This is a genomic window from Pseudomonadota bacterium (assembly GCA_038533575.1).
Taxonomy (GTDB): domain Bacteria; phylum Pseudomonadota; class Alphaproteobacteria; order Rhodobacterales; family Rhodobacteraceae; genus Shimia_B.
In genome coordinates, this window is record JBCAYL010000003.1 from 50,739 (window position 1) to 65,834 (window position 15,096).

Annotated in this window: 15 protein-coding genes; 7 read left to right on the plus strand and 8 right to left on the minus strand. The window is 68.9% G+C overall.

Annotated features, from left to right (window positions below; genetic code table 11):
• Window positions 1-38 precede the first annotated feature (38 nt).
• The 3 genes from AAFM92_14215 to AAFM92_14225 all read left to right on the plus strand — a co-directional run bounded on the left by AAFM92_14215 (window position 39) and on the right by AAFM92_14225 (window position 3,302).
• Window positions 39-839, plus strand: a complete 801-nt coding sequence (locus AAFM92_14215; protein MEL7301533.1) for a polyprenyl synthetase family protein — start codon at window positions 39-41, stop codon at window positions 837-839.
• Entirely contained in the window at window positions 839-2,581 is a 1,743-nt protein-coding gene (locus AAFM92_14220; protein ID MEL7301534.1) for a 1-deoxy-D-xylulose-5-phosphate synthase, read from the plus strand. The genes AAFM92_14215 and AAFM92_14220 overlap by 1 nt, the downstream gene beginning before the upstream one ends.
• Before the next feature lie 61 nt (window positions 2,582-2,642).
• Entirely contained in the window at window positions 2,643-3,302 is a 660-nt protein-coding gene (locus tag AAFM92_14225) for a hypothetical protein (protein ID MEL7301535.1), read from the plus strand.
• Here the strand turns inward: AAFM92_14225 and AAFM92_14230 are convergent.
• Window positions 3,299-4,132 (minus strand): SDR family oxidoreductase, encoded by an 834-nt coding sequence (locus AAFM92_14230; protein MEL7301536.1) that lies wholly within the window; start codon window positions 4,130-4,132, stop codon window positions 3,299-3,301. The genes AAFM92_14225 and AAFM92_14230 overlap by 4 nt on opposite strands.
• A 69-nt stretch (window positions 4,133-4,201) precedes the next feature.
• Between AAFM92_14230 and AAFM92_14235 the strand changes: the two genes are divergently transcribed.
• Window positions 4,202-4,837, plus strand: coding sequence for a class I SAM-dependent methyltransferase (locus AAFM92_14235; protein MEL7301537.1), 636 nt, complete (start codon window positions 4,202-4,204; stop codon window positions 4,835-4,837).
• On the opposite strand, the gene AAFM92_14240 is transcribed toward AAFM92_14235, so the two are convergent.
• Both AAFM92_14240 and AAFM92_14245 read right to left on the minus strand, forming a co-directional pair.
• Entirely contained in the window at window positions 4,834-5,619 is a 786-nt protein-coding gene (locus AAFM92_14240; protein ID MEL7301538.1) for a carnitinyl-CoA dehydratase, read from the minus strand. The genes AAFM92_14235 and AAFM92_14240 overlap by 4 nt on opposite strands.
• Window positions 5,616-7,640, minus strand: coding sequence for an acetate--CoA ligase family protein (locus AAFM92_14245; protein ID MEL7301539.1), 2,025 nt, complete (start codon window positions 7,638-7,640; stop codon window positions 5,616-5,618). Before AAFM92_14245 ends, AAFM92_14240 begins: the two co-directional genes overlap by 4 nt.
• A gap of 173 nt (window positions 7,641-7,813) precedes the next feature.
• On the opposite strand from AAFM92_14245, the gene AAFM92_14250 reads away from it, so the two are divergent.
• Complete coding sequence (locus AAFM92_14250; GenBank protein MEL7301540.1) at window positions 7,814-8,011, plus strand: hypothetical protein; 198 nt, start codon at window positions 7,814-7,816, stop codon at window positions 8,009-8,011.
• 61 nt (window positions 8,012-8,072) lie between these two features.
• On the opposite strand, the gene AAFM92_14255 is transcribed toward AAFM92_14250, so the two are convergent.
• The 5 genes from AAFM92_14255 to AAFM92_14275 form a co-directional block, all read right to left on the minus strand.
• Entirely contained in the window at window positions 8,073-9,233 is a 1,161-nt protein-coding gene (locus tag AAFM92_14255; protein MEL7301541.1) for an acyl-CoA dehydrogenase family protein, read from the minus strand.
• On the minus strand, window positions 9,214-9,351 hold the full coding sequence (locus AAFM92_14260) for a hypothetical protein (GenBank protein ID MEL7301542.1): 138 nt from the start codon (window positions 9,349-9,351) through the stop codon (window positions 9,214-9,216). The genes AAFM92_14255 and AAFM92_14260 overlap by 20 nt, the downstream gene beginning before the upstream one ends.
• A gap of 215 nt (window positions 9,352-9,566) precedes the next feature.
• Window positions 9,567-9,869 (minus strand): hypothetical protein, encoded by a 303-nt coding sequence (locus AAFM92_14265; protein ID MEL7301543.1) that lies wholly within the window; start codon window positions 9,867-9,869, stop codon window positions 9,567-9,569.
• Entirely contained in the window at window positions 9,859-10,614 is a 756-nt protein-coding gene (locus AAFM92_14270; GenBank protein MEL7301544.1) for a class II aldolase and adducin N-terminal domain-containing protein, read from the minus strand. The genes AAFM92_14265 and AAFM92_14270 overlap by 11 nt, the downstream gene beginning before the upstream one ends.
• A gap of 55 nt (window positions 10,615-10,669) precedes the next feature.
• The gene (locus tag AAFM92_14275) at window positions 10,670-11,641 is read right to left on the minus strand and encodes a DNA topoisomerase IB (GenBank protein ID MEL7301545.1); all 972 of its coding nucleotides are present in this window, start codon (window positions 11,639-11,641) and stop codon (window positions 10,670-10,672) included.
• A gap of 81 nt (window positions 11,642-11,722) precedes the next feature.
• Here AAFM92_14275 and ade point away from each other — a divergent pair, with 81 nt between their 5' ends.
• Both ade and AAFM92_14285 read left to right on the plus strand, forming a co-directional pair.
• Window positions 11,723-13,516 (plus strand): adenine deaminase, encoded by a 1,794-nt coding sequence (gene ade / locus AAFM92_14280; protein ID MEL7301546.1) that lies wholly within the window; start codon window positions 11,723-11,725, stop codon window positions 13,514-13,516.
• Between the two features lie 69 nt (window positions 13,517-13,585).
• Window positions 13,586-15,064 (plus strand): AMP nucleosidase, encoded by a 1,479-nt coding sequence (locus AAFM92_14285; GenBank protein ID MEL7301547.1) that lies wholly within the window; start codon window positions 13,586-13,588, stop codon window positions 15,062-15,064.
• Window positions 15,065-15,096 lie beyond the last annotated feature (32 nt).

Consider the following 15,096-nt stretch of genomic DNA (forward strand, 5'->3'; position numbering starts at 1 on the left):
ATGATTTGCGCGCCGCGGCGGCGCTCTCGCACGCGACGCTGACAGAGGCGCTGGCTGGGTGGGGCACGCTGCCGGTGGTCGAGGGGATGCGCTATGCCCTCGAGGGCGGCAAGGGGCTCAGGGGGTATCTCGTGCTCGAATCGGCGCGCCTGCATGGTGTCGCGGCCGACCGCGCGCGCCACGGAGCCGCGGCCATCGAGGCGGTTCATGCCTATTCCCTCGTTCACGATGATCTGCCCGCCATGGACGATGACGACCTGCGCCGTGGGCGGCCCACCGTGCACAAGGTCTGGAACGAGGCCACGGGCGTCCTCGTGGGAGACGGGCTCCTAACGTTGGCCTTCGAGCTTCTGGCGGACAATGAGTGCGGCGTCCTTGTCGGGCCGTTGGCCCATGCCGCGGGGGCGCGGGGCATGGTGCTCGGCCAAGCGCGGGACATGGCCGCGGAGGCCGCCGCGACGCCGCTCTCGCTCGAGGACATCACCGAGCTGCAGGACCTCAAGACTGGCGCGCTGATCGGCTGGGCCGCCATGGCGGGGCCGCGGCTCGCCGGCGCGGACCCGGACGCGTTGGGGCTCTTTGCCAAGCACCTCGGCCTCGCCTTCCAGATCGCCGATGACATCCTCGACGTGGAGGGCGATGCCGCCGCCATGGGCAAGGCGGTGGGCAAGGATGCAGGCCGCGGCAAGGCCACGTTCGTCTCATTGCTGGGCCTTGACGCTGCCAAAGCGCGCGCGGCCGAGCTGGTGGACGCGGCCTGCGATGCGCTGGCGCCTTACGGCGCAGAGGCGGCTTCCCTCAAGGACGCGGCGCGCTTCGTCGTCGCGCGCTCGACCTGATGCCGCCGGAAACGCCCCTTCTCGACAAGATCGCCGCCCCGGAGGACCTGCGCGCGCTCTCGGATGACGCGCTGGCGTTGCTGGCGGGGGACCTGCGCGCCGAGCTCATCAGCGCTGTGAGCGAGACGGGCGGGCATCTGGGCGCGGGGCTCGGTGTTGTGGAGCTCACGGTCGCGCTCCATGCCGTCTTCGAGACGCCCGCCGTGAAGCTCGTCTGGGATGTCTCGCACCAGGCCTACCCGCACAAGATCCTAACCGGGCGCCGCGACCGCATCCGCACGCTGCGCCAGAGAGGTGGGCTAAGCGGCTTCACCCGGCGGGACGAAAGCCCCTTCGATCCCTTCGGCGCGGCCCATGCGGGCACGTCAGTGAGTGCCGCCCTGGGGTTCGTGCTGGCGGGGCAGGAGGCGGTGGCCGTCATCGGGGACGGATCGCTCAGCGCGGGCATGGCCATGGAGGCGTTGAACCATGCGGGCACTGCGGGGCATAGGCTTCTCGTGATCCTCAACGACAACGGACGCAGCATCGACACGCCCACCGGCGCGCTGGCCGAGCTCCTGCAGGACCGCTCGCCAGCATCGTTCTTCGAGGCGCTGGGCTTTGCCTACCGGGGGCCTCTGGACGGACATGACATGCCCGCGCTGCTCACGGCCCTGCGCGCGGCGAAAGGCGCGGAGGGGCCGTTGCTCCTTCACGTGCGGACGCGAAAGGGGCACGGCTTCCCCCCTGCCGAGGCCTCCGAGGACAAGTGGCACGGCGTTTCGAAATTCGACGCCGCCACGGGTCGGCGCGATGGCAGCGGTGGTCGGAGTGCGACGGATGTCTTCGCTGAGACGCTGATCGCCGCCGCAGAGCAAGACCGGGCGATCCATGCCGTCACCGCCGCCATGCCCTCGGGCACGGGGCTCAGTGCCTTTGGCGCGCGATTTCCGGAGCGCATGCATGACGTGGGCATCGCTGAACAGCACGCCGTGACCTTCGCCGCGGGGCTGGCTGCCGGGGGGATGAAGCCCTTTTGCGCGCTCTATTCCACCTTTCTCCAGCGCGGCTACGACCAAGTCGTCCATGACGTGGCGCTCCAGGGCCTGCCCGTGCGCTTCGCCATCGATCGCGCCGGGCTCGTGGGGGCCGACGGGCCCTCCCATGCCGGGGCCTACGATATCGGCTTCCTGGCCGCGCTTCCGGGCATCGTGGTCATGGCCGCCGCCGACGAGGCAGAGCTCGCGCGGATGGTCGTGACAGCGGCGGGCCACGATGCGGGGCCCATTGCCTTCCGCTATCCGCGCGGCGCGCTGGGTGGGGCGGCCCCAGAGGCCGCGCCGCAGCCGCTCGAGATCGGCAAGGGCCGCGTTCTGCGCAAGGGCCGGGACATCGCGATCCTGAGCTTTGGCGCGCGCTTGCAGGCGGCGGAGGCCGCGTGCGAAGCGCTCGCGGCGGACGGGATCTCCGTCACCCTCGCCGATGCGCGCTTTGCCAAGCCGCTCGACACCGCCCTGATCAAGGAGCTCGCCTGCGCCCATCCTGTCCTCGTGACGCTGGAGGATGGCGCGCCGGGCGGGTTTGGCGCCGCGGTGGCCGCCTTTCTCTCTGGGGAAGGGGTCTTTGACCGGGGCCTCATCTTCCGCATGCTGACGCTGCCCGATGTCTTCCAAGCCCATGGCACGCCCGAGGAGATGTATGCCGAGGCTCGGCTCGACGCCTCGGGCCTCGCGGAAACGCTGCGTCCTCTCGCGGCGGGCTAGACGTGCACTGGCCTGCTGCGCAAGGCTGCGCTAGATGCGCTCGGCACATGAGAGAGCCCCTATGAACCCCTTTGCCCGCCCTGTCCTCTTTTACCGCTGGGTCGTCTTTCTGCTGGCCGGGTTCTACGCGGTCTACATGCTTACCACTTCGCCCTATTCGGAGCCCGGCGGGCCGTTTCGCTTCCTGACGATCTGGGCGCTGCTCCTGAGCTTTTTCTGCGCGAGCCGGGTGCTGGCCTATACCGAGGGGCGGACGGAACTTCGCTTTGATGCGCTCATCGCCGCGACGGCGGTGATCAATCTGATGGTGGTCTTTCTCTACTGGCGGCTCTTCTTTTCCGATCCGACGGCCGTGACGCGCAATGGCGAGCTCGGCGTGTGGTGGCGGGAATACTATCTCCACGGGTTGGGGCCGCTCTTGCTGTGGATCGACGCGCTGGTGATCAACCGCCCGTTTCGGCGCTATGCCGCCTCCGCGCTCATCCTCGTGGTCATCGCCTGCTTCTATTTCGCCTGGGCCGAGCTCGTGGTGGGGCCGGCAAACGATTTCCCGGCAGGATCGGTGACGACGGGGCTGCCCTACCCGTTTCTCAACAACCTCCTGCCGTCGGAGCGGCTGACCTTCTATGCCACAAATACAGGCGTTGCGCTGGGCGCGCTGGCGGCCTTTTTCGGGCTGAGCTGGCTTATCACCCGTGCCTACGGGGATCGCCCAGCCTAATCGGTGGCGCGGAGGGCTGCGAGCCCGTCCCGATAGCTCGGATAGAGGAGCGTGACGCCGAGCTCCTCGTGCAGAAGCCGGTTTCGCACCCGCTTGCTTTCGCCGTAGAAGCTCCGTGCCATGGGCGTCATCTCCGCGGTGGCGAAATCCTCGGCTGGCGGGACAGGCAGGCCCAGAAGCTCCGCAGCATGGGCGATGACATCCTCCGGCGGGGCCGGATCGTCGTCGCAGACATTGTAGATCGCGCCCGGGCGGGGCCGCGCGATGGAGGCCTCCAGCACCTGCGCGATATCGGCCACGTGGATGCGGGAGAAGACCTGCCCCGGCTTCACGATGCGCCGCGCCGTGCCCGCGCGGACCTTCGCAAAGGGGCCGCGGCTCGGCCCGTAGATGCCCGCGAGGCGAAAGATATGTAGGGGGAGGCCCGTCGCCGCCCAGGCGGCTTCTGCGTCTACGCGGTACTGGCCGCGCCGCGTCGTGGGGGCGAGCGCGGTCTCCTCATCGACCCAATCTCCGCCGTGATCCCCGTAGACGCCCGTGGTGCTGAGGTAGCCGACCCAGGAGGCCGCGGACCGCGAGAGATCGTGACGGCGGAGGAACGGATCGCCCGCCTCGCCAGGCGCGGCTGAGGCGAGGATATGTGTGGCTTCGGCGATCTCCGCGCTCAAATCATTAGGATCGAGGAGCGCCTCGATGCCGTCGGCCTCCATTCGCGCGGCCTTGTCGGCATCCCGCGTCGTGCCGATGATGCGCCAGCCCTGCGGCAAGAGCCGGACGGCCAGCGCCTGCGCGGAATAGCCGTGACCGAGGGAGAGGAGCGTAGGAGCCATGCGCCCTCCTGCGCCGCGGTTGGGGAATTGTCAAAGGCCCGCTAGGCTGCTCGCCACGGGAGGACTGTCATGGGCAACACACCGGGGCCACCGGGGCTCGACGCGGCCTATGGGCTCCACGGGCCGGAGGACGTGAAGGCGCTCTACGGCGACTGGGCGGGGACCTATGATGCGGGCTTCGTGGCCGAGCGTGGCTACGTACTCCACGAGGTGGTGGCAGCTGGCTTCGTCGCGGCGGGCGGCGCGGACCCGGTTCTCGACGTGGGCGCGGGCACAGGGCTCGTGGGCGCGGCCTTGGCGCGGCGCGGCGTGGGCCCGCTCCATGCCACCGACATTTCCGCGCCCATGCTGGCGGAGGCCGAGGCCAAGGGCTGCTACGCCGAGCTGTTTGAGGCTGATATCACACAGCCGCTCGCCTGCGCGGACGGCACCTATGGCGGCGTAGTGAGCGCGGGGACGTTCACGCTGGGCCATCTCGGGCCCGGGCCGCTCGCGGAGCTTGTGCGCATCACCCGGCCCGGCGGTGTCCTCGCCATCGCAGTCAACGCGGTGCATTACGAGGCGGCGGGCTTCGCGGCGGCGCTTGCGGCTCTGGGGCCGCGGATCACCGGGCTCGCGACGCATAGCATACGCATCTATGCCGAGGACGCCGCGCATGATCACGCCGCTGATCTCGGGCTCCTCGTCACCTGCCGCGCGGCCTAGCGGCCTTTCCAGACCGGGTCCCGCTTTTCGGCGAAGGCGCGGGCGCCCTCTGCCTGATCCTCGGAACTGTAGAGCACGTCCACGCTGCGCAGCTGCCGTCCGGTGATGCGGTTCATGGCGTCCTGGAATTTCGCATCCTCGGCGTCACGGACGATCTCCTTGATCGCGGCGTAGACGAGGGGCGGACCGGAGGCGAGGAGGTCGGCCATCCGCCGCGCCTCCTCCATGAGCGTCGCGGCGGGATGGATGTGATTGACGATACCCCAGCCGTGCGCCTCCTCCGCGTCGAACCAGCGCCCGGTGAGCAGGAGCTCCATGGCGATGTGGTAGGGGATGCGCTTAGGCAGTTTGACGGAGGCGGCGTCCGCCACCGTGCCGGACCGGATCTCGGGCAGGGCGAAAGTCGCGTGGTCAGCGGCGATAATAATGTCAGCGCTGAGCGCGAGCTCCAGTCCGCCGCCGCAGCAGATCCCGTTGACCGCCGCGATGACGGGCTTGCCCATATCGCGAAGTTCCTGCAGCCCGCCGAACCCGCCCACGCCGTAATCGCCATCGACCGCGTCGCCATCATGGGCGGCCTTGAGATCCCAGCCGGGGCAGAAGAACTTCTCGCCCGCGCCGGTAATGATGGCGACGCGCAGGGCTGGATCGTCGCGAAATGTCTGAAACGTGTCGCCCATGATGCGAGATGTGGCGAGGTCGATGGCGTTGGCCTTTGGCCTGTCGAGGGTGACTTCGAGGACTGCGCCGCGGCGCTCCGTGCGGATCGGTCCTGTGGTCATGGGCGGGCCTTTCGAATGAGGGCGTCGGCGGCGATGGCGGCGCTCGGGGTGCAGAGGAGCGGGTTGACCTCAACCTCCTCCAGCGTATCGGCATTGTCCACGACATAGGCCTGGATCGCCTCGATCGCGTCGAGGGTGGATGGCAGATGCGCCGCCGGGCGACCCCGGTAGCCGTGGAGCTTCGGCGCCATGCGCAGGCTTTGCAGTGCGGCCTCGATCTCGCCGCGCGTGGCCGGCAGGAGAAGATGCGCGCTGTCGGCGAGGAGCTCGGTCTCGGTGCCGCCTGCCGCGAGCGTGAGGACGAAGCCATGGGCCGCGTCCCGCATGACACCGACGAGAAGCTCCGCCACCGCGCCCGTGACCATCTCCTCGATCAGGAGTTCGCCGGGCGCAAGGCTGGCGAGGGCAGCTTCCACGTCGCAAGGCGCCACCCCAAGCGCGAGCCCGCCCGCGCCCGACTTGTGCGCGAGCCCGAGGACCTTCACGGCGAGGCGGCCAGAGAAGCCCTCGGCCACGGCGACTGCCGCGTCCCGCCCGGCCCGCGTGCCCCGCGGTACATCGAGGCCATGGCGCGCGAGCGTCGCCTTGGCCTCGGCTTCATCGAGGAGCTCTGCTTTGCGCTCCGGCCCCGGCAGGAGCACCGGCTGCGCCGGGGCCGCGCCGGGCCCTCCCATGGCCGCCACCGCCTCCATCGCGCTGTGAAGCCCGTGGAGTGGCAAGACCCCCGCTGCGAGTACCTCCGCCGCCGTGTCCTCGGGCAAGAGCTCCGGCAGCGTGGCGCAGACGGAGTAGCGCGCGCCCGTCTCCCGCGCCGCCGCGATTACCGCGCGGGTGGCGATGGCCCAGTCCTGAAGGTCGCAGCGATCCGGGCGGGGATAGTCGAGGATCACCAGCACGAGGTCGATTCCGGGCGCGGCCATGGCGGCCCAGGCCGCGGTCATCGCCGCTTCATCGCGCCAGATATACGTGTGGTAATCGAGCGGATTGGCGAGCGCGACACGGGGCCCGAGCGACTCCCGCAGGGCCGCCTCCTGGGACTTTGAGAGCGTCGGAAGCGCCACGCCCGCCGCCGCCGCCATATCCGCCGCCAGCGCCGCCTCCCCGCCCGAGCAGGAGATGGAGCCAACCGCGCGCCCCGGAAGCCGCCCGAAAAGATGTGCGATCTTGAGCGCCTCGAGAAAGCCCGGCAGCGTCCCGAGCCGCGCGATGCCAAGCCGCGCGAGGAGGGCCTCGGCCCCCACATCGCCTCCCGCGAGGGAGGCTGTATGTGAGAGCGCGGCTGCCTGCGCCTGCGCCGATCGCCCGGATTTGAGGGCGACGAGCGCCACGCCGCGCGCTCGCGCCGCGGTGGCCAGCGCCTCCCAGGCGCGCAGGTTGCCGAAGCCCTCGATATGGAGCCCGATGGCCGTGATCCGGGGGTCATCGAGCAGGGCCTGCGCAAGCTCCGCCTGGCTCACCTGCGCCTGGTTTCCGCAGGTGACGACCATGGCCACCGGCAGTCCGCGGCTCTGCATGGTGAGGTTGAGCGCGATATTCGAGCTCTGCGTGAGGATCGCGACGCCGCGCGGCACCGGCCGAAGCCCGTGCTGGTCCGGCCAGAGCGCCACGCCGTCGAGAGCGTTGATCATCCCGTAGCAATTGGGTCCGAGGATGGGCATCTCTCCCGCCGCCGCGATGAGGGCGGCTGAAAGATCCCGCGCGCTGGCATCCTCGTCGCCCGCCTCAGAGAAGCCAGAGGCAAAGCAGATCGCGCCGCCCGCCTTCGCTTTGCGAAGCGCGGCCACGATCTCCACGGTGGCGTGCCTGTTGACCCCGATGAACGCCGCGTCCACCGGCCCCTCGATATCAGCCACGCGCGGGACCGCCCGGCGCCCGGCGACACTGTCCTTGGTATGATGCACCGGGACGATCTCGCCGTGATATCCCAGCGCCTCCGCCGCATCCACGATGGCGGCGCACCAGGCCCCGCCGCCAATGACGGCGATGCGCCGAGGGGCGAGGAGGCGGCTAAAGCGGGACATATCGCGCCTCTTTCCGCGCCTCGGCGCTGCATTTTTGGGCGGCGGTCGGAGCGGTGCGCAGAAAATGCTGCGCTGCAGCATGTCGGTAAGCCGCCCTTAAGGTCCCGCGGGCTATGACGGGAAAAAGCGTCGCAAGGGAGGGCCGCGCCACCAGACCGGAAAGGACCCGTCCCATGTGCATCTCCCTCGAAGCCCTCGCGCTTTTTCTCACGCTCGTCGGCAGTGACCTCGTTACCACCGAGCCGGGCCGCATCACCGTCCACGCCACAGCCACCGACGCGCACTGGACCCCGAACGCAGAAGACCTCTGGTGTACCAACGCCCCGCAGGAGGATGCCGCCGCGCGCCTCAAGAAGACGTCGCTCCCATAGGCTCGGTTTCTTTGTGCCCCGTACCTGTGATCCCGGCCGCGCCGCCTGAGCTGCGCCATCCTTACGCTCCCAGCGCGCGCAGGAGGTCCCGGCTGATGATGTGGCGCTGGATTTCCGAGGTCCCGTCCCAGATCCGCTCCACCCGGGCATCGCGCCAGAAGCGCTCGAGCGGGTAATCGTCCATGAGCCCCATCCCGCCGTGCAGTTGGATGGCGGCATCGGTCACGCGGCCGAGCATCTCGGAGGCGTAGAGCTTGGCCTGCGCGATTTCGCGATTGGCGGGCAGCCCCTTGTCGAGCCGGTCGGCGCTCGCGAGCGTCAACAGGTCCGCCGCGTCGATCTCGGTGATCATGTCGGCGAGCTGGAAGCTCACCCCTTGGAACTTGCCGATCTTCTGGCCGAACTGCTCGCGCTCGGCGGCGTAGCTGAGCGCGTAGTCGAAGGCCCGCCGCGCGCGGCCCACGCTCATGGCGGCCACGGTGATGCGGGTGGCGTAGAGCCACTCGTTCATGACGGCAAAGCCGCCATCCACCGCGCCGAGGACGGCCGCGTCCGGCAGGCGGCACTCGTCGAATTCAAGGATCATGTTCCGGTAGCCGCGGTGGGAGACGGAGGCGTAGCCGTCGCGGATGGAGAAGCCGGGATGCCCGCGATCCACGAGGAAGCAGGTGATCCGTTTCTTCGGGCCCTTGGGCGTTGCATCCTCGCCCGTGGCGACAAAAACGATGCAGAAATCGGCATGCTCCGCGCCGGAGATGAAATGCTTCGTCCCATTCAGGACCCAGTCGCCGCCATCGCGCCGCGCGCTGCATTTCATGGAACGCACGTCCGAACCCGCGCCGGGCTCCGTCATGGCGAGCGCGTCCATCTTCTCGCCGCGTATGGCGGGCATCAGGTAGCGCTCCACCTGCTCGTCTTCGCAGGCCATGAGAATGTTCTGCGGGCGGCCGAAGAAATGGGTGAGTGCCATGGAGCCGCGGCCGAGCTCGCGCTCCACGAGCGCGAATTCGAGATGCGAGAGCCCGGCGCAGCCGACGGACTCGGGGAAGTTGCAGGCATAAAATCCAAGCTCCAGCGTCTTGCGCTTGATTTCTTGGGCGAGGTCGGGGGGCACGGCACCGGTGCGCTCCACCTCCGCTTCGTGGGGGTAGATTTCCTTTTCGACGAAGGTGCGGACCGTGGCCGCGATCATCTCTTGTTCGTCAGTAAGGCCGTATTGCATCGGGCTGGCTCCGGATCGGGTGACGGGAAGGCGAAGCATCCGCGTCCCGGCCCAGCCGCCGCGTGCTCGTCCAGCGCTTGGGATCATCCAGCGCCGCCATGCCCAGATCAAAGACCATGGCGGCAGCCTAGCGAGGATCACGCCCCGCGCCAGCGTTTTCTCCGGCCTGACGTGCCGCTGGCTGCCCTCGGGTGCGGTCGCGCGCGCAGCGCGCCACCGAAGGCCGAAGCTTTCCAGGCTGAGGGGTGTGAGCGTCTGGCCGCCAATCGTTCGAGAGAGGACGCGAACGGCGGGGCCTTTCCCGAAACGCGCGCGGTGCCCGCGGCGGGGCGCTCAGGTCTGGCTGAAGCGCAGCGGCTTCGTCGCCGCGCGCGCGATGACGCCTTGCGCTTCTAGGTCGAGTTGCACGGTCTTCATCCACCAGCCGGAGGTCTTGCCGCCGGGAAAGAGCGCGGCGTCGAGGTGGGGCAGAAGCGCGGCCTTGGCCTCGGCTGCCGTGAGCCCCGGCGCCTCCCGGGGCAGTACGACGAGGAGGGCCGCTTTCATGGCCTCGTATTTCGCCCGGTCCACCCGCGTCACATGCCCGGGCACGTTGACGTTGCGCACCTCGATCTTCTCGCCTGCCTCAGCTGGCATAGTCGCTCCCCTCCGCGTCGAGGATCGCCTTCAGTTCGGCGAGGTGCCGGTCGCCTTGCTCGGGGTAGTCCTCGAGCTCACGCGCGGTCTTCTCGGCCACGTGATGGGGCAGCACGCGCAGCGCGCGGCCCGTTTGCAACGCAAGGATGTAGGTCTGCGCCGCGCGCTCGAAGTAGTAGAGCCGATTGAAGGTATCGGCGACGGTGTCCCCGATGACGAGAATGCCATGGTTGCCCATGACCATCACCTTCCGCTTCGGGTCCGCGAAGAGCGCCGCACATCGGGCGCCTTCCTCCTCGAAGGCGAGGCCGCCATACGCCTCGTCGATGACCGTGCGGTCGTAGAAGGTTGCGCAATTCTGGTCGACGGGGGGCAGCGTGCTGTCGGCGAGCGCGGCAAGCGCGGTGGCAAAGGGCGAATGGACGTGCATCGCGCAGCGCGCGTGGGTGCAGTGCCGGTGGAGACCGCCGTGGAGCCCCCAAGCCGTGGGGTCCGGCGCGTCGGGCCCCTCCATCGTTGCGGGGTCGTTCACGTCCACCTCGATAAGGTCGGAGGCCTTGATCCGCGCGAAGTGCATCTGGTTCGGGTTCATGAGCACCCGCGTGCCCGCATCGTTGATGGCAAGTGAGAAGTGGTTGGCCACTGCCTCGTGGAGATTGAGCCGTGCCGTCCAACGGAACGCCGCTGCCATGTCCACCCTGTCCTGCCAGTGGTCCATGTTGGGGCGGATATCTGTGACGGTCATGGGCCGGGCTCCCTCGCTCTTCGGGCCCGAGTGTTGGAGCGCGCGGCGCCCCGCGTCAACGTCCGAGCAGCGCCAGGAGCGCGCGCTCGGCCCGGCGCAGTCCGTGCGGACGCGCGGGCACCGGCGGCACATCGCGCTCGGCGAGCGCGATGACATCGGGGTGGATGTAGCTCGTGCGCGCGATCGTGGGCGTGTTGTGTAGCCGCTGAGCCGCGGCCTCCGCCATGGCCTTGATCGTGGGCTGCGGCGTGGCGAGTGCCACGTCGAGCGCGGCCGCCGAGCCCGCCCAAGTGCGAAACGTTTTGGCGGTGAGGCCGTCCTGCCCCGTCGCCTCGCGCAGCCAGTCGTTCACATGATCAGGCCCGATCGTGCGGGGCCCGTCGCCGGGATCGTAGGCCATGAGCTCCGCGCCGGGGAGGTCCTCGAGCGCCTCGAGCGCGCGCTGGAGCGTGGCATCCTTCAGCGCCTTATCGACCTGTGCGCCGCCCTTGCCCGGAAAGCTCACGGCAATGCCGTCCCGCCCGAGGCTCACGTGATCGGCTCGCAGCGTCGTGGCGCCGTAGGTCTCGTTCTCGTCGGCGTAGTCCGGCGTCCCCACGCGGAGCGCGGCCCGGTCGATAAGGCGCAGGCAGGCGGCGATGGCAAAGGCGGGCTCGGCTGGGCTGCCTTCGGTCAATTCCCGCGTCAGCCGCCGCCGCAGCGCGGGCAGCGCCACGCCGAAGCGCGCGAGCTCGTCGAACTTGGTGCGCGCGCGGTGCTCGGTCCAGTCGGGGTGGTAGCGGTATTGCTTGCGCTCCCGCGCATCGAGGCCGGTGGCCAGCAAATGCCCGTTGGGCTTCGGGCTGATCCAGACATCCGCATAGGCCGGAGGCACGGCCAGCGCCTCGATCCGGCGCCGCTCCCGTCGGTCCTCGATACGCGTCCCGTCGGGGGCGCGGTAGCTCCAGCCCCGGCCCGCGCGGCGGCGCGTGATGCCCGGGCGGTCATCGGGGTACCAGACGAGGGAGGCAGGCAGGGTGGCATCCATGCGTTCTCAACCGGCACGCGGGGTGTCCGGTTTCATCGATATGTCACTTGCGGGCGCCTGCGGGCGGTGAAATGCTGCGCCATGGAACAACTCAAGACATGGGCAGAGGTCGCACCGCATCTCGTGGCGGTGGCCGCGGGGCGCGCAGTGGCAGATCGCGTGATCCGGGGCGCGCGCGTGGTCAACGTGCATACCCGCGAGGTGCTCGACTGGGAGATCGCAATCGCCGCGGCCCGTTTTGCCTATGTGGGGCCCGATGCCGCGCATTGCGTGGGGCCTGAGACGGAGGTGGTCGACGCGGGCGGGCGCTACGCCATTCCCGGCCTTTGCGACGGGCACATGCATATCGAGAGCGGCATGCTCACCCCCGCCGAGTTCGCCGCCGCCGTCATCCCCCACGGCACGACGACGATGTTCACCGACCCCCACGAGATCGCCAACGTGATGGGCCTCGAAGGCGTGCGCATGATGCATGACGAGGCCCTGATGCAGCCCGTCAACATCTTCACGCAGATGCCCTCCTGCGCGCCTTCGGCGCCCGGGCTCGAGACTACTGGCTTCGAGATCACCGCCGAGGACGTGGCCGAGGCCATGGCCTGGCCCGGCATCATCGGTCTGGGCGAGATGATGAACTTCCCCGGTGTCGTGAACGGTGACGCGCAGATGCTGGCCGAGATCGCCGCCACGCAGGCGGCGGGAAAGACGGTGGGGGGGCATTACGCGTCGCCCGATCTCGGGCCTGCCTTCCATGCCTACGCCGCGGGCGGGCCGGCGGATGACCATGAAGGCACCTCCGAGGCCGACGCCATCGCGCGCACGCGGCAGGGCATGCGTGCCATGCTCCGCCTGGGCTCTGCCTGGTACGACGTGGAAAGCCAGATCACGGCGGTGACGGAAAAGGGCATGGATCCACGCAGCTTCATCCTGTGCACCGATGACTGCTTCGCAGGGACGCTGGTGCGCGACGGGCACATGGACCGCGTGGTGCGCCATGCGATTGCCTGCGGCTGTGATCCCCTGATCGCTTTGCAGATGGCCACGATCAACACCGCCACGCATTTCGGCCTCGAGCGGGAGCTCGGCTCCATCGCGCCGGGCCGCCGCGCCGATCTTATCCTGACCTCGAGCCTCGAAGAGCTCCCCATCGAGCATGTTATCGCCCGGGGCGTCACCGTCGCCGAAGCGGGCGCGCTCAAGGTCGACTGCCCGCATTACAATTGGCCCGCACGCGCGCGGCAAACGGTCCATATAGGGGCCGCAAAGACCGCCGAGGATTTCGAGATCCGCGCGCCCGAGGGGGCCAACCGCGTCACGGCCCGGGTCATCGGCGTCGTGGAGAACCAGGCGCCGACGAAGGCGCTGAGCGCTGAGCTGCCGGTGGAAAACGGCCTCGTGGAGGCGGAGGGCGATGTCTGCCAGATCGCCCTCGTCGAACGCCACCGCGCCACAGGCGGCGTGACGAATGCCTTCGTCTCCGGCTTCGGCTACCAGGGTCCCATGGCCATGGCGTCCACCGTGGCCCATGACAGCCACCACATGATCGTCGTGGGCACTGATCGGGCCAATATGGCCGCCGCCGCCAATAGGCTCGCCGAGGTGGGCGGTGGCATGTGCGTCTTCCGCGATGGCCGGGAGGCCGCCCTCGTGGAACTGCCGATCGCGGGGCTCATGTCGGATGCGCCCGCCGCCGAGGTGGCCGAGAAGGCCGACGCGATACTCGCGGCGATGAAAGCCGCCGGCTGCACGCTCAACAACGCCAACATGCAGCATTCGCTCCTCGCGCTCGTCGTCATCCCGGAGCTGCGCATCTCCGATCTCGGTCTCGTGGATGTCCGGAGCTTCGAGCTTGTGCCGCTCTTTGAGGAAGTGTCATAAGCGCCCACCGCTTCGATGATACACTTGCCTGGCCGCGATCCGCGCGGTGGACCATCCGTAGGACCCGATATGAACGACCAGAACCGACCCATCGCCACGCCGGACCTTCCGCCTGCCGCCTTCTTCGACGATCCCGTCGCGGCCGTCGCGCGCCTCGAGGAGCTCTACGAAGCCTCGGTGCACTTTCTCACCGAGCGGTTTACCGCGGCGCTTTCGGGCGATGTGCCGAGCGCGCGGATGCGCGCCTTCTACCCGGAGATCCGGATTTCCACGACGAGCTATGCCAGCGTGGATTCGCGGCTCTCCTTCGGCCACGTGGCTGAGCCTGGCACCTACGTCACCACCATCACGCGGCCCGATCTCTTCGGGAATTACCTGCGCCAGCAGCTCAAGCTCTTGATGGAGAACCACGGCATCCGGGTCATGATCGGGCCGTCGACCACGCCGATGCCCGTGCATTTCGCGGTGGCCGGCCAGCCCGATCTCGTGGTGCCGCAGGAGGGTGCCGCGCCTTTCACGCTGCGCGACGTCTTCGACGTGCCGGATCTCTCGACCACCAATGACGAGATCGTCAACGGCTACGGCTATAGCTACCCCGACGGGGCCGGGCCGCTCGCGCCCTTCACCGCCCAGCGGATCGACTATTCGCTCGCTCGGCTGAGCCATTACACCGCCACCGATCCCGATCACTTCCAGAACCACGTGCTCTTCACCAACTACCAGTTCTACGTGGAGGAGTTCGAAGCCTATGCCCGGGAGAAGATCGGCGACCCCGCCTCGGGCTACACGTCTTTCGTGGCCACTGGCGACCAGGAAATCACGACGCCTGACGGGGTTATAGAGCCGCCCGCGAAGCTGCCGCAGATGCCCACCTACCACCTCAAGCGCGAGGGCGGGGCGGGGATCACGCTCGTCAATATCGGGGTCGGGCCTTCCAACGCGAAGACCGCCACGGACCATATCGCCGTACTCCGCCCCCATGCGTGGCTGATGGTGGGGCATTGCGCGGGGCTGCGGAACTCCCAGCAGCTTGGCGATTTCGTGCTCGGCCACGGCTACCTGCGCGAGGATCACGTGCTCGACGATGATCTGCCCGTCTGGGTGCCGATCCCGGCGCTGGCGGAGATCCAGACCTCGCTCGAGAGCGCGGTGGCGGAGGTCTCGGGGCTCGAAGGCTTTGAGCTCAAGCGGCTGATGCGGACGGGGACGGTGGCCACCATCGACAACAGGAACTGGGAGCTCCGCGACCAGTCCGGCCCGGTGCAGCGGCTCAGCCAATCACGCGCGATCGCGCTCGACATGGAAAGCGCCACCATCGCCGCCAACGGTTACCGCTTCCGCGTCCCCTACGGCACGTTGCTCTGCGTCTCTGACAAGCCGCTCCACGGCGAGCTGAAGCTGCCGGGCATGGCTACCGATTTCTACCGGACGCAGGTCGCGCGGCATCTCAAGATCGGCATTCGCGCCATGGAAACGATCCGCGACATGCCGCTCGAGCGTATCCACAGCCGCAAGTTGCGCTCCTTCGAGGAGACCGCGTTCCTCTGATCGCGGCCTTCCCGCCACGTTTCGGTGTGAAA